General features: G+C 48.9%; 18 protein-coding genes. 16 read left to right on the top strand and 2 right to left on the bottom strand.

The window, feature by feature from the left end; genetic code table 11:
- From Q4A89_RS08715 to Q4A89_RS08665, 11 genes are all read left to right on the top strand, one after another.
- A partial coding sequence (locus Q4A89_RS08715) for a transposase (RefSeq protein ID WP_368389503.1) occupies nucleotides 1–277 on the top strand: 277 nt, incomplete at its 5' end.
- Between the two features lie 43 nt (nucleotides 278–320).
- Nucleotides 321–2,081, top strand: coding sequence for an ABC transporter ATP-binding protein (locus tag Q4A89_RS08710; RefSeq protein ID WP_303184955.1), 1,761 nt, complete (start codon nucleotides 321–323; stop codon nucleotides 2,079–2,081).
- Between the two features lie 21 nt (nucleotides 2,082–2,102).
- On the top strand, nucleotides 2,103–2,477 hold the full coding sequence (locus Q4A89_RS08705; protein ID WP_303184954.1) for a hypothetical protein: 375 nt from the start codon (nucleotides 2,103–2,105) through the stop codon (nucleotides 2,475–2,477).
- A gap of 95 nt (nucleotides 2,478–2,572) precedes the next feature.
- Nucleotides 2,573–3,487, top strand: a complete 915-nt coding sequence (locus tag Q4A89_RS08700) for a glutaminase (protein WP_303184953.1) — start codon at nucleotides 2,573–2,575, stop codon at nucleotides 3,485–3,487.
- 117 nt (nucleotides 3,488–3,604) lie between these two features.
- A complete protein-coding gene (locus tag Q4A89_RS08695) occupies nucleotides 3,605–4,339 on the top strand; it encodes a hypothetical protein (protein WP_303184952.1) in 735 nt (244 codons plus the stop codon).
- Between the two features lie 143 nt (nucleotides 4,340–4,482).
- Entirely contained in the window at nucleotides 4,483–5,460 is a 978-nt protein-coding gene (locus Q4A89_RS08690; protein ID WP_303184950.1) for a cation diffusion facilitator family transporter, read from the top strand.
- Between the two features lie 127 nt (nucleotides 5,461–5,587).
- The gene (locus Q4A89_RS08685; protein ID WP_303184949.1) at nucleotides 5,588–7,927 is read left to right on the top strand and encodes a TonB-dependent receptor; all 2,340 of its coding nucleotides are present in this window, start codon (nucleotides 5,588–5,590) and stop codon (nucleotides 7,925–7,927) included.
- A gap of 26 nt (nucleotides 7,928–7,953) precedes the next feature.
- A complete protein-coding gene (locus tag Q4A89_RS08680; RefSeq protein WP_303184948.1) occupies nucleotides 7,954–9,201 on the top strand; it encodes a hypothetical protein in 1,248 nt (415 codons plus the stop codon).
- Between the two features lie 335 nt (nucleotides 9,202–9,536).
- Complete coding sequence (gene ribF, locus Q4A89_RS08675) at nucleotides 9,537–10,472, top strand: riboflavin biosynthesis protein RibF (protein WP_303184947.1); 936 nt, start codon at nucleotides 9,537–9,539, stop codon at nucleotides 10,470–10,472.
- 21 nt (nucleotides 10,473–10,493) lie between these two features.
- Nucleotides 10,494–11,567 carry a M20 family metallo-hydrolase gene (locus Q4A89_RS08670; RefSeq protein ID WP_303184945.1) on the top strand — a complete coding sequence of 358 codons (1,074 nt, stop codon included), beginning with the start codon at nucleotides 10,494–10,496 and terminating at the stop codon, nucleotides 11,565–11,567.
- The gene (locus tag Q4A89_RS08665) at nucleotides 11,561–12,811 is read left to right on the top strand and encodes a lipopolysaccharide biosynthesis protein (protein ID WP_303184943.1); all 1,251 of its coding nucleotides are present in this window, start codon (nucleotides 11,561–11,563) and stop codon (nucleotides 12,809–12,811) included. The genes Q4A89_RS08670 and Q4A89_RS08665 overlap by 7 nt, the downstream gene beginning before the upstream one ends.
- Nucleotides 12,812–12,871: 60 nt before the next feature.
- Here Q4A89_RS08665 and Q4A89_RS08660 read toward each other — a convergent pair whose 3' ends face one another.
- Nucleotides 12,872–13,516, bottom strand: a complete 645-nt coding sequence (locus tag Q4A89_RS08660; RefSeq protein WP_303184941.1) for a thiamine diphosphokinase — start codon at nucleotides 13,514–13,516, stop codon at nucleotides 12,872–12,874.
- A gap of 118 nt (nucleotides 13,517–13,634) precedes the next feature.
- On the opposite strand from Q4A89_RS08660, the gene Q4A89_RS08655 reads away from it, so the two are divergent.
- Nucleotides 13,635–14,747 (top strand): hypothetical protein, encoded by a 1,113-nt coding sequence (locus Q4A89_RS08655; protein WP_303184940.1) that lies wholly within the window; start codon nucleotides 13,635–13,637, stop codon nucleotides 14,745–14,747.
- A 70-nt stretch (nucleotides 14,748–14,817) separates the two neighbouring features.
- Nucleotides 14,818–16,446 (top strand): Ig-like domain-containing protein, encoded by a 1,629-nt coding sequence (locus Q4A89_RS08650; RefSeq protein ID WP_303184939.1) that lies wholly within the window; start codon nucleotides 14,818–14,820, stop codon nucleotides 16,444–16,446.
- A 102-nt stretch (nucleotides 16,447–16,548) separates the two neighbouring features.
- Here Q4A89_RS08650 and Q4A89_RS08645 read toward each other — a convergent pair whose 3' ends face one another.
- Nucleotides 16,549–17,784 (bottom strand): anaerobic sulfatase-maturation protein, encoded by a 1,236-nt coding sequence (locus tag Q4A89_RS08645; RefSeq protein ID WP_303184937.1) that lies wholly within the window; start codon nucleotides 17,782–17,784, stop codon nucleotides 16,549–16,551.
- A gap of 242 nt (nucleotides 17,785–18,026) precedes the next feature.
- On the opposite strand from Q4A89_RS08645, the gene Q4A89_RS08640 reads away from it, so the two are divergent.
- The 3 genes from Q4A89_RS08640 to Q4A89_RS08630 are packed head-to-tail and all read left to right on the top strand — an operon-like array spanning nucleotide 18,027 to nucleotide 21,486.
- Nucleotides 18,027–18,716 (top strand): succinate dehydrogenase cytochrome b subunit, encoded by a 690-nt coding sequence (locus tag Q4A89_RS08640; RefSeq protein WP_124752165.1) that lies wholly within the window; start codon nucleotides 18,027–18,029, stop codon nucleotides 18,714–18,716.
- 42 nt (nucleotides 18,717–18,758) lie between these two features.
- Entirely contained in the window at nucleotides 18,759–20,699 is a 1,941-nt protein-coding gene (locus tag Q4A89_RS08635; RefSeq protein WP_303184934.1) for a fumarate reductase/succinate dehydrogenase flavoprotein subunit, read from the top strand.
- 31 nt (nucleotides 20,700–20,730) lie between these two features.
- Entirely contained in the window at nucleotides 20,731–21,486 is a 756-nt protein-coding gene (locus Q4A89_RS08630) for a succinate dehydrogenase/fumarate reductase iron-sulfur subunit (protein WP_303184932.1), read from the top strand.
- Nucleotides 21,487–21,606: the final 120 nt, after the last annotated feature.

The following is a 21,606-nucleotide window of genomic DNA, read 5'->3' as shown; positions in this document are numbered from 1 at the left end:
TGCCCCCGACGAAACGGTTGCCCCCGATGATATAGGGCGACCACAAGGGTCGCCCCTACGGGGGAAAACCGTTGGGCAAATGGTTGGTGCGTTTAAATCCATGACCACCAACGAATACATTCGCGGGGTCGAAAAATACGATTGGATGCCGTTCAATCGAAAATTGTGGCAACGCAATTATTACGAACACATCATCCGCAATGCCCAATCGTATGCAAATATTGCGGAATACATTACAAACAATCCTGCCGCTTGGCAGAATGATATGTATTATTAAAACAAAATGAAACATGTAATAACTAATAAAAATATATCATACAATGCTTAATTATTTTCAGAACCGTTTTGCCCTTTCGGAAAAAGGGGCGCGTTCGCTGGCGGGGGGAATTGTTTTTTCTGCCCTGTTGAATATTGCCATGATGTTTCCGGCAGTATTTGTGTTTATGTTTCTGACGGAATATCTCCGTCCTGTGTTCGACCCTCATAGCACCGTTACCAACGGTTTCTGGTACTATGCAGCGGTAGCCGTCGCCTTTCTGACGGTCGCTTTCGTCATTGCCCTTTGGCAATATACCAATACCTTTTCCAATATCTACACCGAGAGCGCCAACCGCCGTATATCGCTTGCCGAGAAGCTACGCAAGTTGCCGTTGGCGTTCTTCGGCGAGAAGAACCTTTCCGACCTGACGTCGAATATCATGGACGACAATAATGTTATGGAGCAACTTTTTTCGCACTACATGCCCCAGCTCTTTGCCGCCGCCATCATCACCTTGCTTATCGGTGTGGGGCTCTTTTTCTACCAGTGGCAACTGGCTCTGGCGTTGCTTTGGGTAGTTCCGGTGGCTCTGCTCCTAATATTGCTGTCAAAGAAGATGCTCGACCGGCTCAACGTCGATTTTCATAACACCAAACTCGATGTAGCCGAACAGGTTCAGGCAGGGCTCGAATGCGTGCAGGAAATAAAAGCCTACAACGGCGAAGAGGCATACCTCGAAGGTTTCGACCGAAGCCTGAACCGTTACGAAAAAAGCCTCACCAAAGGCGAATTTATCGGAAATCTCCTGATTAATGCATCCAATGCGATACTCAAACTCGGTATGGCAACAGTCGTCATCGTCGGAGCTTACCTCTTGTCAGTCAGCACTATCAATGTGTTTACCTACCTCATATTCCTGATGATATCGGCAAGTATATACAACCCCATCGGCGAGATATTCAACGGTATTGGAGCCCTCACCATTCTCGACGTACGCATCAACCGCATAAAAGAGATGGAGAAAATGCCCATACAGCACGGCAAAACGGAGTATGAACTGAACAACTACGACATTACTTTCGATAAGGTCGATTTTGCCTACGAAGAAGGCAAACAAGTGTTGCAGGGCGTGTCGTTTAAGGCACGTCAGGGGGAGGTAACGGCATTAGTCGGTCCTTCGGGCGGAGGCAAAAGCACTTCGGCAAAGCTCGCTGCACGTTTTTGGGACATCAACGGCGGACGCATCACCCTCGGCGGTGAAGACATCTCGCAGATAGACCCCGAAGCCCTGCTCCGCAACTATGCCGTAGTATTTCAAGATGTGTTGCTCTTCAATGCCAGCATAGCGGACAATATCCGTGTCGGCAAGCAGGACGCTACCGACGACGAAGTCCGCCGCGTCGCCCGTCTGGCACAGTGCGACGAGTTCGTCAGCCGTCTGCCGCACGGCTACGATACGCTTATCGGCGAAAACGGAGCGTCGCTCTCCGGCGGCGAGCGTCAACGTATCTCCATTGCCCGCGCCCTGCTCAAAGACGCCCCCATCGTACTGCTCGACGAAGCCACCGCCAGCCTCGACGTCGAGAATGAAACGAAAATACAAGCCGGCATCTCGGAGCTGATACGCAACAAGACCGTGCTCATCATCGCTCACCGCATGCGTACCGTTGCCAATGCCCACAAAGTGGTCGTGCTCAAAGAGGGTCGCGTAGCCGAGCAGGGGCATCCCGCCGAACTGATGAAACAGGGTGGCGAGTTCGCCCGTATGGTAGAGCGGCAAAGCGAAGCGGGGTACATCACGACGGATGAAGGATTGCGTTGAAAACCATCAAATTTATCCTGTATGAACATCTACGAATTCGGTATCGGAAATCAGAGGAAACTGCTCTTTTTTCAGGGGTCCTGTACTTGCTGGAAGGATTATATGCCCTCCATAGAGCTGCTGTCGAAGGAGTTTCATGTGATTGTTCCCGCTTTGGAAGGACACGACCCTACCGAGAAAACGGATTTTATATCCGTCGAAAAAACCGTCGGCGACACCACCGACTTGCTACGGTTCGCACGAAAAAAGAGCCAGAAAACGCAACATCCGTTGGATATTAAGCCATGTAAACGGCGTACGGTTGCGGGAAATACCGGATATGGAGCATGGCGAGCTGGTCATGATGCATCCCAAGCAGTTCTACGAAACGGCAACTGCCTTTCTGAATCCTGCTAAAGGATAGAAGGGGGGTATCTACAGAAAAATTTTTATTGGATGAGCATGTATTTTTTATAGTTTTGTATCCGAATTATAGCGATGTGTTTTGTGAAATGAACTACGAAAAAATATTCGAAGATATTTTCGAGAAATTGAAGAAAATCCCCGATGAAGGAAAGGTGGCAGATTATATTCCAGAGCTGGCTCGTGTCAATCCCGATTCTTTCGGTGTCCATCTGACGACGGTCGATGGTGCGCATCATGCTTTCGGCGACTCCGAAACCCGTTTCTCCGTGCAGAGTATCGCCAAGGTGTTGTCGTTTGTTCTTGCTTATTCGCATCTGAAAAGCAATATCTGGAAACGGATGGATCTGGAGCCTGCCGGCACGCCTTTTAATTCGCTCGTGCAATTGGAATACGACAAGGGAATCCCGCGAAATCCTTTTGTAAATGCCGGTGCGATAGTCGTATGCGATATTCTTGTGAGTCGATTCGAAAATCCTTCGGTCGAGGTGCTGGAATTTGTACGAAGTTTGTCGGGGAATGACAAGATAGATTTCAATCTCAAGGTCGCGCATTCGGAGCGATCGATGGCCTATCGTAATTACGCATTAGTCAACTTGATGAAGTCGTTCGGGAATATCAAGAACGACATTGAAGAAGTTATGGACTTGTACTTTAAAATATGTTCTATCGAAATGACATGCAGAGAACTGTCCGAATCGTTTCTTTTTCTCGCCAATAACGGTATCGTGCCTTATTCGGGCAAGTCCATCCTTTCTCCGAGCCGTACCAAGCGAACGAATGCACTCATGCAGACTTGCGGATTCTATGATGAGGCTGGACAGTTTGCGTTTAAGGTCGGACTCCCGGGCAAGAGCGGTGTGGGCGGCGGTATCGTAGCGGTCCATCCGCAAAGATACTGTATCGCCGTGTGGAGCCCGCGGTTGAATCAAAAAGGGAATTCACAGAGAGGTATGTTGTTTCTGGAGGAGTTCACGACAAAAACGAAACTTTCGATTTTCTGATTCTCGTTTGGAAATTCGGAGGCGTAGCGTGTTATGATTCGGAAAAATCCCTACAAATAGGGATTTCCCGCATGCCGGAAAAAGGTTTCCTTTGTACAAAAAATATTCCATATCAAAATGAATCTGCAAAAAACAATCATTAGATGTTGCGCCTGTTTTCTACTGCTGAGCATTACGCATTGGTCTAAGGCGCATACGATGTGGATCGAATCGTCCTATCAAGGGAACGTCGGTCACGAACAGCAAGTCAAAATCTTTTTCGGCGAGTTTTCGATCGATATGATTACGCCTACGAAAAAATGGTTCTCGGATATTGCCGATTGCAAGTTGATGCTTCTCACTCCGAACGGAGAGAAAAAAGCGTTGTCGAAGGCTCAGGAAGAGAACTATTACACCGCTTCGTTTATGCCCGAGTCCGAAGGCTGGTATCTGATTTATCTTGAACATCTCGTAAAAGATTTGTATGAAGGAATGCGTATTACGTATCAAGCGCTCTCGTGGGTGAGAGTGGGAAATCCGACGGGATTGCCGGTTGTACAGTCGCCTTTCAGTAACGGAAAACTGATTCTTCCTCCGCTGACACCTTTTGAACTGAACGCGTCGACAGAGGTAACACTCGTTAAAGGCAGCGCGCCGGTCGTTTCGCAACGTTTTGCGCTTACGGCAAACAACGGGTGGCGGAAGACCCTTCGGAGCGGCAAAGAATCGGGCACGGCAAGCACGGAGCTGATCTTTCCGGCGAAATATTTATATGAATGGAGCGAAAGCATCCCTGTCGGAAGCGATGCCGAGAAGGTTCGGCCTGACCATCGTGCCGACTACGTGAATACGTGCTACTTCTTCCATTTGTAGGACGCTTCTTCTCTACGGGTGGAGATTCGCCCGAGACTACGCTTGTCCGCAATACCTGAAAATACGGAATGCGGACAAGTTGCACATACCATCCTTTTGTAAAATACGTTTCTATTTTGAATGAATCTTTAAATTGAGAAGAGATGAAGCACAGCCATGAAGTAAAAAGTGAGATACATGGTCATCACACCCATGACCATCACCACCATCATGCACACCATGTAAGAGGACGTAAATTGTTGTGGGTAACGCTCCTGAATTTTTCGATCACGATTGTACAGGTTGTCGGAGGCGTCTTTTCCAACAGTCTCTCTTTAATTTCGGATGCGATACACAATTTGGGAGATTCGTCGGCCATCTTTATCGCTTTTCTGGCCGGTAAACATGCTGAAAAGCAACCCGACGAACGAAAGACCTTCGGTTATAAACGAATCGAAATCCTTGCGGCACTTTTCAATGCCGTCGTGTTGATTGCCATTTGTATCTATTTGTTCTTCGAAGCTTATCAGCGGTTTATGGAACCGGAGCCGATCAAAGGGAAGGTGATGCTTATTGTCGCCGTTTTCGGTTTGCTCGCCAATCTGATATCGGTTGTTGTACTGCACAAAGACAAATCACACAATCTGAATGTACGGGCTGCCTATTTGCATCTGCTGGGTGATACATTGTCGTCCGTGGCCGTCATCGCCGGAGGAATTGCCATCTGGATATGGAATCTGTACTGGCTCGACCCACTTATCACCGTATTGGTAGGCTTATATATCATCCGTCACACATGGTCTATTGTGCAGGAGACAGTCAATATCCTGATGCAGGCTACTCCTGATGGAATAGATATCAATATGCTGAAACGGAAGATTGAAGAATTTCCCGAAGTGGAAAATATGCACCACCTCCATGTTTGGCGGATGGACGATGAGCATGTTCATCTCGAAGCCCATGTGAATATCCGTACAGACTGTGTGCTATCTGCCGTACAGCCTGTCAGGCAGCGTATCGAAAGGATGCTTCTCGAATCATTTGGTATTAATCACATAACCCTTCAGATCGAATACAAAGGATGTCAGGGAGAAGACGGGTTGATTCATCAGAGGACCCCTATATGCTCTGCTCATAAATAGAAGATGGAAACCTTTTGGAAAGTGTAATCAATTGTTTTATAATGTAATATGTATTTTTCTCGATCTTGAAAAAAGATGAACCGACATTAGCAAGCTATTACATCATTTAAATGAACATTTAATTAAAATGAACAGAAAACTTACATTGCTATTCTCACTATTGATAGTCTCTTGGACTATGATGCCGGCCATGGCGCAAACGGCACAGATTACAGGCACGGTCATCGACGCGAACAACCGGGAACCGCTTGCCGGAGCAAGTGTGTATATCGAGCAAGTGAAGCGAGGAGATGCTACCGGACATAACGGAGAGTTTACCATTACCGATCTAAAAGCCGGCGATTATACCGCTACGGTATCCTATATAGGATATTATACCCTGACAGAAAAAATCACGCTTCGCGAGGGCGAATCCAGAGCATGGACCATCCGCCTGGCACCTGAAACTCACTCGTTGAGTGAAGTAGTGGTGACGGCAAAGACTGAAGCCCGCAAACTGCGTGAGCAAGCCATGCCGATCTCTGTAATCAACATGAAGCAGATCCAAGGAACAGTGAATAATGTAACCGATATATTGAATAAGACCATGGGAGTAACCATCCGTTCGTCGGGGGGAGTAGGAAGTGCTTCGCGTATATCGGTACGAGGACTGGAAGGAAAACGCATCGGTTTCTTTATCGAAGGACAACCGATGAATGAAAACTCCGACTTTATGGATATTAATGATATCCCGGTCGAAATGATCGATCGTATTGAAATATACAAAGGCGTGATACCGGCTAAATTCGGCGGTTCAGCTGTCGGTGGAGCTGTAAATATCGTTCCGACCGAATATCCGCCGAAGTATTTTGACATTTCCTATACCATTGAATCCTTTCATACACATAAAGCAAGTGCTGTGCTTAAACGCAATCTGACAAAGCCCGGTATTGAACTTGGGTTGGGTGGATTCTATACGTATTCGGACAATGACTATACGATGGAATCGCCTTATCAGAGAGGGTTGATCATTAAACGTGATCATGACCGTTTTGAAAAGCTGACTGTTGCTGCCGGATTCATTTTTCGCAAATGGTATTTTGATAAACTCAAATTCAGCCCTCTTTTCGTACGAACTCATAAACAGATTCAAGGAATACAATATAATATACAGCATGCACGCAGTTTTTCCGACTCCTATGCGATAGAAAACGAAATAGAAAAAGATCATTTCCTTATCGATGGGTTGGCGTTTGATTGTCATATGATTTATGCGTATACGCGCTACCATTTTCTAGATACGGCCAAACAACGGTATCATTGGGACATGACGACTTATCCGGCTTACTCGATCTATGGAGGAGAGATCGGCATACCATCTACTGCACAGAACCAAAAACATACCGTTATGCAGCAAATGAACCTGAATTATGTCATCGATAAATTACATGCCCTCAATTTCAATTCTCAGTTCAATTATGCTAAAAACATACCGAACGATACATTGAAAGATAAAGCGATCGGATACCGAACCATTTTCGACAGTCGTATGACGAGTTGGGTGGCAGGATTGAGTTATGAGTATAAATCGACCGATGAAAAACTGCTGAATGCTCTTACCGGTAAATATTATTACTATTCAATGCAAACTAAACTTGCCGATTTCTATGGCCAGAACAAAATCAACGAAGTAGATATACGGAAGCACAACTGGGGCGTCAATGATGCTGTACGTTATAAATTTACTCCGGACTGGCTGGTAAAATTCTCTGCCGGATATGAGATGCGCCTGCCGACTGAAAATGAACTGATCGGAGACGGCTTCTTGCTGGCTCCTTCCGGAGACTTGCGTCCTGAACGAAGTACAAACATCAATATCGGCACCCTATATGATAGAACAGCATCCAATAAGTTATTCTCGATAGAAGTGAATGCTTTCTATTCTTATCTAAAAGATATGATACGCTATACCAAAGGACCTTTGCAGGGGCGGTATGAAAACTTCGGCGAAATGCGCTCGCTCGGTGTCGAAGCTGAAATAAAAGCAGACATAACCAGCAGGCTCTACGGTTATGTCAATGCCACATATCAAGACTTACGCGACACGCGCGACCATGAACCGGGCAGTAGCGTACCGAATCCATCCAAAAGATTACGAATGCCCAATATTCCTTATCTGCTTGCTAATGCAGGACTGGAGTATCATCGAGAAAATCTCTTCGGGTTGAAACAGACCAATACAAGAATGTTTGTCGACGGGTCGTTTATCGAAGCCTATTATTACGATTTCAAACAAAGCATTCATCAGGATAAAATCATTCCTCGCTCCTTCAAATGTGACATCGGTCTGGAGCAGAGTTTTCTAAACGGAGGGCTGAGCTTCTCGCTGCGTGTGAATAATGTAACCGATACCCGATTGCTGAGCGAATTTAACTATCCGTTGCCCGGACGGAATGTCTCGGCACGTATTCGATACGTATTCAAATAATCCATAATAATTAAATGTATAACAAGATGAAACAAATGAAACAAATGAACGGAGCTTTGCTCCTGCTGTTGGGAATGGCAGGTTTTTTCAGTGCCTGCGATAAAAATAACGAACAACCTCAAAAACCGAATGGAAAAACAGTAAATAATATAGCGGTATATACCATGCTACCCAATGCCGAAGGGAATTCCGGAGCGGCTTATTTGCAACTGACAAATGACTCGGTTCAAACGCTCACGAACACAAATGCCATCCCTGTCGACTTCGGCATGGCGCCAATCTATCACGAGAACGATATCTATACGTTCCCGACTTATGGCGGATCGTCCGGATCAAAGAATGAAATTATCAAATTCTCACGTATGGATAACGGCCTGAAAGAGCGGGGTAGAATTGTACTGAAGTCTACCGAAAATGCGACAAGTGCCATCATCGTTAATGCTCAGAAAGGATATATTACCCTTCCCAATACCGGAAAAGTAATGATATTTAATCCGACAACCATGGCGAAAACCGGCGAAATCGACTTGCTACCTTATACGGCTCAAGGACTTACATCCTGCATGCCAGGCGCCATGTGCATCCGTGAAGGACTACTGTACGTGTCTCTCAATCAGGCAGCCATGCCCCACTTCACGCCTTTGTCCGATCGGCCTTGGTCGGATATCGCCATTATCGATATCAAAACGGAAAAAGTGCAGAAAGTCATCGTCGAAAAAACGAGCGGAGTGTCAATGGCTGCACGTCCCATAGACCCTAATTCCATGTTTGTCGATGAGAAAGGCGATATGTATATCGTGTGCATCGGTTCGTTCGGTGCCATGCCCACTCATAAAACAGGAATCTTACGCATCAAGAAGGGGGCAACGGAATTCGATACCGACTATTCATGGCCATTCAATGAACAGACCATCGAAGGCGATCCGTACAGAACAAGTTGGATTGAGACAGTACTGTACGGTGGCAACGGCAAATTATATGCTTTCGCAGACATTCAACAATATAAAGGTGAGAAACCGAATTTTCTAACGGATAAATCCGTTATAGCCATTGAGATCGATCTTTATGCCAAGAAGGTGAGAAAACTGCCCATTCCTCATTCAAGCAGTTACAGTGTATGCATAGGCAGGTATAAAGATCGGATCATGTTCGGAAGTTTTAATGAAAAGGACAGTGGATTCTATATCTATGATCCTAAAACAGGTAAAGCCAGTAAAGATGCTGTTATAAAAGTAACCGGTTATCCATACAGTTTTCATTATTATGAGAAATAAAGCGTGTGAATGTCTCTTTGGAAACGGGAGGCCTCCGGTTCTTTAGCGAACTTTGCTTTCTCTGGTAAAAATTGTATTCTTTGTGGTCTGAGGCTACTTGGCCACAAAGAATGCAATTGGTGTGAGGAATGTTTCTTCTGTTAGCGGGTGATCCATTTTTAAAGAACCGGACATTTGTTATAAAAAATAGCGTTTCCATTTATTTCTTTAGGAGAGTATTGATCTTCTAAACCTTGAACTTTATACCTTATTAAAATACCTTTATTAAATCATCCGGCTTTGATTTTTATCGACACCTGTATATCATTATCGGCTTTTTTATCTAAGTTTGTGCCATGATCATCATACGCGACACAAAAGAAAGGCGAGGGGACGCTTGGGCAGCGACCGTCGGATTTTTCGATGGCGTTCATCAGGGACATCGTTTCCTGATTCGTGAATTGCGCCGTCTGGCCGATGAACGTGGGCAGTCTGCCGCCGTTTTTACATTCCCGGTGCATCCGCGCATCGTCTTGCAGGCCGATTATCAACCGAAATTGTTGAATTCGTTCGACGAGAAATTGAAACATTTGGCAACGACGGAGGCCGACTGTTGCGCCGTGCTTGACTTCACACGCGAATTGGCGGCTCTATCGGCACGTGAGTTTATCGAGCAAGTTTTATGGAAACAATGGGGTGTCCGCACACTCTTAGTGGGGTACGACCATCGTTTTGGGCGTAACCGTGAAGAAGGTTTTGAGGAATATGCTGCTTACGGAAAAGCGTGCGGTATGGAAGTGCTGAAGGCCACTCCGTATCTTCCGTCGGAAGGAGAAGAAGTCGTCAGCTCATCTCGGATCAGGCAGTTTCTTGCCGAGTGCTGCGTAGAGGAGGCGGCGCAGATGCTGACGTATCCGTATCTTTTGAAAGGGCATATTATCGGTGGGCGTCAGATTGGGCGTACGATGGGCTTCCCGACGGCGAACATTCAGGTTGACGAACCGTTTAAAGTTTGGCCGGGCAATGGTGTCTATGCCGTATGGGTACACCTGCGCGGCACTCGGTACAAGGGGATGCTATCCGTCGGCAACCGCCCAACGGTCGATGGTCAGTCGTTGACGGTCGAAGTCCATCTGTTGCATTTCTCCGACACCGTCTATGGTGAAGCAATCGAAGTCGAGTTCATCCGTTTCGTACGTCAGAACAGGAAGTTCAAAGACTTGGATGCCTTGAAAGAACAGCTTGAGCTCGACCGGGAAGAAGTAGATCGCCTTTTGCATCATAAACCGTGACGCAACGTATCGCGCATTGAAATGGAAACATATTATCAGGCCATAGATATGCTGAAAGGGATGATTAGACGCCCTTCGTTTAGCCGTGAAGAAAGGGAGGTCGCCGATTTCTTACAATCCGAATGGAAGACTGCGGGACATGTTGTACATCGTAAGGAGAATAACCTCTGGATGGCTTCCCGACATATCGATCTCGCCAAGCCTACCATTCTGCTCAATTCTCATATCGATACGGTCAGGCCCGTACAAGGCTGGACGAAAGAACCGTTCACGCCGTACGAAGACGACGAAACCGAACGCCTCTATGGTTTGGGCAGCAACGACGCCGGGGCGAGTGTCGTCGCTCTTTATGCGGCCTTCACTGAACTGTCGGCAAACGAACAGCCCTATAATCTGATTTTTCTGGCTTCGGCCGAAGAAGAGGTGTCCGGACAGGGAGGCGTCGAAAGTGTCCTGCCCGAGTTACCTTCGATCACGTTCGGTGTCGTGGGTGAACCGACCGGGATGCATCCGGCGATTGCTGAAAAAGGACTGCTTGTGCTCGACTGTGTCAGTCATGGAAAAGCCGGTCATGCCGCCCGTAACGAAGGCATAAATGCCATCTCGGAAGCCATGAAGGATATCGCGTGGTTTCATTCGTACACGTTCCCTCGTCGCAGCGACTTGTTGGGTCCCGTAAAGATGAGTGTGACGATGATTGAAGCCGGCACACAACACAATGTAGTGCCCGACCGATGCCGGTTTACCGTCGATGTACGTACGAATGAACTTTACTCTAATCAGGAAACGCTGAGCGAAATACGGGCGCATGTCTCTTGCGATGTGACGCCCCGCAGCCTGCGTCTTAACTCGTCGCGTCTTGATGCTGCGCATCCATTTGTGCAGCGTGCCGTGATGTTGGGGAAAGAACCGTTCGGTTCACCCACGATGAGCGATCAAGCCTTGATGCCGTTTCCTACGGTGAAGATCGGACCGGGCGATTCGGGGCGTTCTCACAGTGCCGACGAGTACATCGAACTGCCGGAAATACGTGAAGCCATCACGCTTTATGTCCGTTTGTTAGATCAGCTAAACGTCACGTCTTTCCCGTGTTAAAAAAAATCCTTGCGACAGTCGGAACGCGCTATGCGATCGCGTTGCTCAACCTGCTGCTTATCCTGATTCACAGCCGGGTGCTGGGGCGTGACGGGATGGGGGTGGTCGGAGTGATTTATGCTTCGGTGAATCTGGCGGTCATCTTTAACAGTGTCCTCTGTGGCAATACGATCGTCTACTTTATGCATCGGCAGCCTTTCCGTACTGTTTTCTGGCCGACGTATGCGTGGGCCTTCGTTGGCTCGGCGATAGCTTGCATCTGCATGGCACTGCTGGGGATGCTTCCCGAAGGGTATGGTTTTACCGTCTACGGGCTGTCCGTTCTCCTTTCGCTTGTAGCGGCGAACGCTCGTTTCCTGCTGGGCAAAGACTTGATCACGGCGTTTAATGCGGTTTTTATCATTCAGGGCGGGTTGTTGTTTTTTATCCTCGTCGGACTCTATTTCGGACTGAACCAACGGGATGTGTCCGGGTATCTGTGGGGGCTTTTCCTGACGAATCTTATCGCATGGATGGTTAGTCTGGGATTGATGGTAAAGCCGTTCTTTCGTGTGCACCATGAAGGTTCAGTATCGGGCTCGTGGATCAAAGGTGTGAAAGCGATGTTTATGTACGGTCTTTGGAGCAGTGCCGACAATTTGGCCGAAGGGCTGACGACTCGTCTGAATTACTTTCTGTTGCAACGGTTTGGCGGATACGGACAAGTCGGGCTGTTGGATTCGGGTACGAAAATTTCCGAAAGCATCTGGCATATCAGTCACGGGGTGAGCTTTATCGCTTACAGTCAGATAGCCCGGACATCGGAGGCTGAATGGCAGCGCAGCCTGACGCTGCAGCTGTTTAAGCTGACTTACTCCACACTGATCGTAGCCATGGCACTTGTCCTCTGTCTGCCGGAGTGGGTCTATACGGATTATCTGTTCACGCCCGAATTTGCGGGAATCCGGAAGGTGATTGTCGCCTTGGCTGTCGGGATTGTGACCTTCGGCAGTAACCGTATCCTGAGCCATTATTTCATCGGGACGGGACGTGTGCGCGTCAGCGCTGCATGCTCGTGTATCGGATTGATCGTTCTCCTTATCGCTGGTGCTTTGTTGATTCCCGCTTATGGGGTGACTGGAGCGGCACTCTCTTCGAGTATCGCGTTCTCGGCCATGTTGCTTTTTTCCATCGTCGCGTTTCTCCGCCTTACTCCCACTCGCCCTGTCGAGTTATTGCCGGGCGTGTTCCGCATCAAAAAGTAACTCTTTGCGCAGAAACGCCCGATTGGGCAGCTCCTTGAAGCATGCTTCCAACTGATACGTTCAGTAGGCACGGAACACAATGACTTTGCCTTCCGCTTCCACTTCGAATTGATCACTCAGCGCCTCGTTCAACGTGCCTTGCCACCAACGGGTGATGCATTTTCGGGTTAGAGGCCAGCGTACGTTGCGGAGGGTTAACGGCTCGGTGTCCATGCAAAAAACGGAAATCTGTTGTCCGGCATACGAAGCAAAAGAGGTCTTTGCCACGGCAGGTGTGAAGATGCCGTAGTCTGTGCGCATCTCGACGGTTGCCTGGTCCATATAATCGGCCAGCAGGCTGATGTTACCGAGCGTGTGATCTTCGCGTTTGCCTGTGGCGCCCACGATAAGCAGCTGGCGATGTCCTTGCTTGAGCGCATAACGTACGGCCTTTGTCAGGTCATTCGTCTCCTGCTCCGATTCGAGATAGAGTCTGTCTGCCACCTTGTCGCGCGCCGTCTCGGAGATGGAATCGCCATCGCCTACCACGGCCAGCGGCATAAAGCCGGCACGAAGGAGGGCGTCAGCAGCTCCGTCACAACAGATAATCCGGTCATGAAACTGTTCGATCGCCCCATACGCCGCCGGATGGGAAGGAAAGTCGCCGGCCGCCACAATCACCCTGTCGGGAGCCGATGCCATCAAATGTTTATGTGTGAAATTCATGAAAATGGGTGTTAAAAACGGTGCAAATGTAAGATTTTATTTGGATAGTAAGGGTAAAGTTCGGACTTTTGCACCACCGTTTCATTACCGTAACTTATAGATGCATTTCAAGACAACAATGAAAAGAATTATTCTTTATTTTTTGGCAATCGTATTCGCGATTGCAGGGTTTCCTTTCAAGGCTGTCGGACAAACGAAGCCGGCACAACAGGCTGTTTATTTTCATAAAGACACCTTGCGTTTGGTGGTTGGACAAGAAGATTCTCTGAGAGCAACAGCCGTCCCCAATGCCCCGATTTACTGGGAGGCGCCTGCCTCTATACCTGTCGTTGCCTCTATCGCTCCTCCGACTCCTGCCGAACGATATGGTCGGGTTTATCTTGTCAAAGCCAGAAAAGTAGGTAAGACGAAAGTTATCGTTCAGGTCGGTGCGGCTAAAGACACATGCTGGGTCTTTGTTTCTGCCAGGATACCCGTTAAAGAAGTACATTTGAATAAAGATACCCTTCGTCTGAAGGCCGGTCAGACTCAAATGATTCAAGCTCGTATAGCTCCGCAGAATGCCACCGACCAAACACTCAATTGGACGGCTAAGGGGAACGCTACAATTACCCCCTCTGCGACGAATCATACTGAAGCGCTGATAACGGCCGCTGCCGTAACGGACACGACGCTTATCATAGCCGAAGCAAAGGACGGGAGTAAATGTCGTGATACGTGCGTGGTTATTACGCGTGTGCCGGTTGATAGCGTCCGTCTGAACAAAGACACCATTCGTGTGGATATCGGTGGTAAGGATACACTTCGGGCGATCGTCTATCCGAGTCAAGCCACGAACCGTTCCTTGAACTGGATGGCCAAAGGGACGGCTACGGTCACTCCGTCGTCCGAGACGGATACGGTCGCGTTCATTGCAGCGGCTTTGACTCCCGACACAACGTATGTTATCGTCGAGGCCAAAGACACTGCCTATTATCGTGACACATGTGTTATCATCACGCGAGACCCTCGTGATAATGCCGTGATCGAAGTGAATGATCAGCATATTTACGCGTCTGAGGGGTACGTGCATATCCATTCCGGTAAACCTGTTTCGTTGCGCATTTACACGATTTCGGGTGCGCTTTACCGGCGCGAAGAAGGGGTTGTTGGCGACCATGTCATTCCTTTACCACGTGGTTTCTACATCGTCGTTCTGAATCATACCGGCAAAAAAATATTGGTGCGGTAGGAAAAAAAACGAAACATTTTGTTAACCTTGTTTGTTACTTTCTTAGTAATCAAATTAAACAATAAAAGACATGAAAAAATTTACGTTTTATCTTGGAGCAATCCTGTGTATGATGGTGCTGCTCTCGAATGAAGCATGGGGGCAGTCTTCTCAACCTCAAAAGCCACAATGCAAACTGACGAGAGACACGATCCGAATTGATGTCGGTCAGTCCGACTCGGTGAAAGTCAATGTTTTGCCCAAAACAGACACGGTGGCATGGAAGTCGAAAAATCCGCTGATCGCAACGGTAAAATACGCCGTGTCCGACAGCACGTACGGTAAGATTACCGGAGTGAATCTGGGAACAACGGAAATTGTGGTGACCTCGCAAAGTAAGGTGAAAGACTCGTGTGTTGTGATTGTTTATGAGCCGGTCACGAGTGTAGAACTGAAGGATAAAAAAGGCGCTGATATTGAAGAACTCTTTATGACCGTCGGTAGTAAGGCCACACTCTATGCGAAAGTAAACCCGTCAGGAGCGAATAAGAAGGTGCGATTTTCCAGTCTTTCAGGGCTTGCGACCGTCAACACCTTCGATACTCTCGGCGTGATAACAGCCGGAAAACAACCAGGAAAGGTAAAGATTGTCGTTACGGCCGGACGTGAAGGCAACTTAAAGACCGACACGTGCCTGGTGCATATTATCAATCCGGTGACGGAAGTTTCTTTTCCGGATATCAAAGATACGGTCGTAATGCACGTGAATCACAAAATGTTGTTGCATGCCCTCGTAAAACCGGCCGACGCGGACGATACGAATCTGGCCTGGTCGGTAGAAGGTGGCTCGGTAACGGCTACCCCCATGGCCGACGATACGAAAGTCGCTCGAATCGAATCCGTAGCGCCCGGAATTTCGAAGGTGACGGCCATGGCGAAGAACGGAAAGTCCGCCACGTGTGTCTTTAAGGTACTTCCACCCGCAGCTGTAGCAGGTTTATCGCTTGATAAGGATACGCTTTATATGGCTGTCGGAGAGCGTGACACGTTGACGGCAAAAATCTTCCCGAGCGACGCTTTCAAAAAGAAGGTGAAATGGTTATCGACGAATGCGGCTTACGCGGCTGTTACGCCCGAGACGGATACCACGGCTGTGGTATTAGCGAAGAAGCTGGGTATCGCACTGATCGTTGCCGAGTCGTTAGACGGAAGCTTTAAAGATACATGTTATGTGAGTGTGTTGGAAACGATACCGGTCAAGGGAGTCGATATAGACAGTACTTCCATCAGGTTAGCTGCCGGGAAGAAAGATACGCTGAAGGCAACGATTAAGCCGGCCAATGCCACGAATAAGAAAGTGGTATGGACAAGTGGCAACACGGCTGTGGTAACGGTCGATTCATGTTACCTGACCGGAGTAGCTTCGGGTGAAACCTGGGTGTATGTCCGTACCGTCGACGGCGGCTTCAGAGACTCTTGTAAGGTGACGATTTATGGCTCGAACGCCAATGAGAAAATTGTTGAGAACGTGGATATCTGGAGTTTCGACAATAGTCTGCGTATCCGCACCGACAAATTGCGGCCGTTGGCTATTTATACGATTTCGGGCGCGCTCTACCGCAAAGAAAATGCCGTAGTAGGCGAACGTATCATTACGTTACCTAAGGGCGTTTACATTGTCGTACTGGGCGATGTTCGCAAAAAAATCTTTGTGCAATAAAGATTGTACACAGGTTATTTCCGAAAGAGCCTGCCGGAAGCCATCGCCGAGCAGGCTCTTGTTTTTTCGCAAGATAAGGGGAGAGACCTTATGGAACTAGCGTTATTTTTGTCTTCTTATTTCGTGCATGATGTTGGCCGGCGGTCGACCATTGCGCAGTTCTTCGGCCATGAAGGTCATGGCCGGCTCGACGTGTGCAAAATAGCGTTTTAATCCGGCACAGAGGTAATTCAGTCCGTATTCGCCATCGGCCGATACCGCGATTCTGTTTTTCGGGCATTCGCCGTTACACAACCTCAAGAAGCGGCAGGAGCGGCATTGTGCCGGCAGCCCTTCCTGTTTGTCGTTGCCGAAACGGCGTTGTTCGTCCGAGAGCGTCATCTCCACGAGCGTTTTTTCGTACAGGTTACCGCGCCGGTATTCGGGATAGACGAAATGGTCGCAGGCATAGACGTCGCCGTTGTATTCCATGGCCAGCGCATGACCACATGTTTTCGCATAGATGCAGACGCCGGGGGGCTGACCGAGAGTGCCTGCCAGCGTGGCATCGAAAAGCTGTATATAATATTGTCCCACATCGTGGCGTACCCATTCGTCGAATACTGCGATGTAGAAGTCGCCGTAAGCGATCGGATCAACCGACCAGGGTGCCAGTTCACAATCTTCCGGATGGTCGGCCGCCGTCAGCAGCTCGAGCCCGTCCGCACGGGTACCAAGTCGTTCGACAATCGGAGAGAATTGCATGTACCGGCTGCCGATGTCTTTGAAGAAGCGATACATTTCGAGCGGGAAACGCACGTTATAATCGTGCAGTACCGAAAGCGTATTGAATTCTACGCCATGACGCTGCAACCGCTCAATTCCCCGCATGACCCGGGCAAACGTTCCCCGTCCCCCGCAATCTTTGCGATAGCGGTCGTGCATGGTTTCCGGCCCATCGATGGAGATGCCGACCAGAAAATCGTTGTCTTTGAAGAAGCGGCACCATTCGTCGCTAAGCAGCAGCCCGTTCGTCTGAATGCAATTCTGTATCTCGCGGCCTCGTCCGTACTGCCGCTGGAATTTCAGCGCTTTACGGTAGAAGTCGCGGCCTCGTAGCAGTGATTCGCCGCCGTGCCATGTGAACTGTACGAAGGGGCTTGTCTGGCATTCAATATACGCTTGGGTAAATCGTTCGAGGGTCTCGTCGGACATTCTGTTCTGTTTCCGTTCCTGATACAGTCCGCTTTTTTCGAGATAATAGCAATATTCGCAGTCCATATTACAGAGCGCGCCTACCGGCTTCGCCATCACGTAAATCGGAAACGAGAGCGGAGTGAAATACAGCGTCGGTTTCATAGGGGCAAAGGTACGGAATTTTCGTCGATGGCAAAGAGCGGCCTTTCTATACATATATAAATGGATGGTTTATACGCGGACGGATTGGTTTAAATTGTTGTTTTATAGTGTTTACTGTGCTCTGTCTGCAATTACGGAAAAATTTCCGCAATATATTTGTTTATCCGGTTTCTATATCGTACTTTTGCAACATCAAAAGAAACGTTAAACCGAATAAATAAACATTTAAAAACAATTTGCTTATGTGGTTACTAAAATCTTCTATCGGGAAAAAGCTGGTGATGAGTATATCCGGAATTTTCCTGGTTTTGTTTTTGCTGTTCCACTTGTCGATGAATGTGACGGCAGTCTTTTCGACTGACGCCTACAACATGATTTGTGGATTGCTGGGTGCGAACTGGTATGCGGTAGTGGCGACCATCGGCTTGGGAGCGATTATTGCCATTCACTTTGTGTATGCGGTGATGCTGACGCTGCAAAACCGGAAGGCTCGCGGGAACGACCGTTATGCGGTGAATACGCGTCCTCAAGGGGTGAGCTGGGCTTCGCAGAACATGTTCGTGATCGGTGTGGTGGTCATTGGCTTTATGATTCTTCATTTTAGCCAGTTTTGGTACAAGATGATGTTTGCGGAATTACTCGGACATCACGAAGTGGAGCTGGGTGGCAGTGTAGTGTCTCCGCAGGATGGGGCTGCGTTCATTCAGTATTATTTCAGCCAGTTGTGGGTGGTAATTGCCTATTTGATTTGGTATGTGGCGTTATGGTTTCACCTCACACACGGTGTGTGGAGTGCGATTCACACCATCGGCTGGAACAATCACGTGTGGATGAACCGTCTGAAAGTGATTAGCAATGTGGTGGCTACGCTTATCTTTTTGGGATATGCTTTTGTTACGCTCTTCTTTTATGTGAAAAGCCTGTGCGGCTAATGTGAACAAACAAGATGTAATTTCTTTTAAAAAGCAATCGTTATGAGTCAAATAAATTCAAAAATACCACAGGGGCCGTTAGCCGAGAAGTGGACCAATTATAAAGCACACCAGAAACTGGTAAACCCGGCCAACAAACGTCGTCTCGATATTATTGTCGTAGGTACAGGGCTCGCCGGCGCGTCGGCTGCCGCCTCGCTGGCCGAAATGGGGTTTAACGTATTTAATTTCTGTATTCAGGATTCGCCGCGTCGTGCGCACTCCATTGCTGCGCAGGGAGGTATCAATGCGGCCAAGAACTATCAGAACGACGGTGACTCGGTGTATCGTCTGTTCTACGACACGATTAAGGGAGGCGACTATCGTGCCCGCGAGGCCAACGTATACCGTTTGGCCGAAGTATCGAACGCCATTATCGACCAGTGTGTGGCGCAGGGTGTACCTTTTGCCCGCGAATACGGCGGATTGCTCGACAACCGTTCGTTCGGCGGGGCGCAGGTATCGCGTACGTTCTATGCCCGCGGACAGACGGGACAGCAGTTGCTGCTGGGCGCTTATTCGGCGCTGAGCCGTCAGATCGGGCTGGGTAAAGTGAAGATGTACACGCGTCATGAGATGCTTGATGTGGTAAAGATCGACGGACGCGCTCGCGGAATTCTGGCGCGCAATCTGGTAACCGGTAAGATCGAACGTTTTGCGGCTCACGCCGTAGTCGTAGCCACAGGCGGATATGTGAACACGTTCTTCCTGTCGACGAACGCGATGGCTTCGAACGGATCGGCGGCATGGCAGTGCTACAAGAAGGGAGCGTACTTTGCCAACCCGTGTATGGTACAGATTCACCCGACGTGTATTCCGGTGCACGGCGAATTTCAGTCGAAACTGACGCTGATGTCGGAGTCGTTGCGTAACGACGGACGTATCTGGGTGCCCAAGAAGAAAGAAGATGCTGAAGCGATTCGCGCCGGCAAACTGAGACCTACACAGATCAAAGAAGAAGACCGCGACTATTATCTGGAACGTCGTTATCCGGCATTCGGTAACCTCGTGCCGCGCGACGTGGCTTCGCGCGCTGCCAAAGAACGCTGCGATGCCGGATTCGGCGTAGGAGCCGGTCAGGCCGTTTACCTCGACTTTGCCGACGCCATCAACCGTCTGGGACGCGACGTGGTAGAAGCGCGTTACGGAAACCTCTTCCAGATGTATGAAAAGATTGTAGACGATAATCCGTACGAAACCCCGATGATGATTTATCCGGCGCTTCACTACTCGATGGGCGGACTGTGGGTAGATTACGAGCTGATGACCAACATCCCCGGTCTGTTTGCCATCGGTGAAGCGAACTTCTCCGATCACGGAGCGAACCGTCTGGGAGCATCGGCCTTGATGCAAGGACTGGCCGACGGTTATTTCGTGCTGCCGTATACGATTCAGAACTATCTGGCCGACCAGATTCAGGTGCCCCGTTTCAAAACCGACGCGCCGGAGTTTGTGGAAGCCGAGAAGCAGATTCAGGATCGGATCAACCGGTTGATGAACATCAAAGGAAAACGTTCGGTCGACAGTCTGCATAAAGAGCTGGGACACATTATGTGGGATCACGTCGGGATGGCGCGTAATGCCGAAGGCCTGAAAGAAGCCATCGAGATGTTGAAGAAACTGAAAAAAGAATTCTGGAGCAATGTACGCATTCCCGGCAGGGGCGACGACCTGAACGTAGAGCTTGAAAAGGCGTTGCGTCTGGCCGACTTTATCGAGATCGGCGAACTGATGGCGCACGACTCGTACGACCGTGCCGAATCGTGCGGCGGACATTTCCGCGAAGAGCACCAGACGTCGGAAGGTGAAGCGATGCGCCACGACGAAGAATTCTCGTATGTATCGTGCTGGGAATATCAGGGCGAAGACAAAGATCCGGTGATGCTGAAAGAACCGCTCGATTACGAGTTTGTCGTTCGTCAGCAGCGGAACTATAAGAATTAAGGAGTTTCACACAGCTTAAAAGAACAAGACAATGGATAAAAATATCGATATAACCGTAAAAGTATGGCGCCAGCGAGGTCCGAAAGAAAAAGGCGCTTTTGAAACATATCCGCTCAAAGGAATTTCTCAGGGCAGTTCGTTCCTCGAGATGCTGGATGTGCTCAACGAACAGTTGGTCAACGAAGGCAAAGAACCGGTCTTCTTCGATCACGATTGCCGCGAAGGCATCTGCGGGATGTGCTCGTTATACATCAACGGCCATCCGCACGGGCCGGATTCGGCCATTACCACGTGCCAGTTGCACATGCGTAAGTTCAACGACGGAGAGACGATTACCGTCGAGCCGTGGCGTTCGGCCGGTTTCCCGGTGATCCGTGACTTGACGGTCGACCGTCAGGCATACGACAAGATCATGCAGGCCGGAGGGTTCGTGTCCGTCAACACCGGTGGAGTACCCGATGCCAACGCGATTCCGATTCCGAAGCAAGATGCCGATCTGGCTATGGATGCGGCGGCCTGTATCGGTTGCGGTGCTTGTGCGGCAGCCTGCAAGAACGGCTCGGCCATGTTGTTCGTGTCGGCCAAGGTCAGTCAGTTGGCTTTGCTTCCGCAGGGTAAGGTAGAAGCGGCCCGCCGTGCCAAAGCGATGGTGGCCAAGATGGACGAACTGGGGTTCGGAAACTGTACGAACACCCGTGCATGCGAGGTAGAATGTCCGAAACAAATTTCGGTGACGAATATCGCCCGCATGAATCGCGAGTATCTCTCGGCCAAGTTCAAGGATTGATCGTACACTCCCAAAGAGGAGTAAACCGTATGGTAAAAAGCCATCTCGCTTCGAGCGAGGTGGCTTTTTTTCAGACTATGACTGTTTGTTGAGATGTTTAGTCGTTTAGTTGTTTAGTCG

The organism is Tannerella sp. (assembly GCF_030528505.1).
GTDB lineage: Bacteria > Bacteroidota > Bacteroidia > Bacteroidales > Tannerellaceae > Tannerella.
This window is presented reverse-complemented; position numbering and strand designations above follow the sequence as displayed.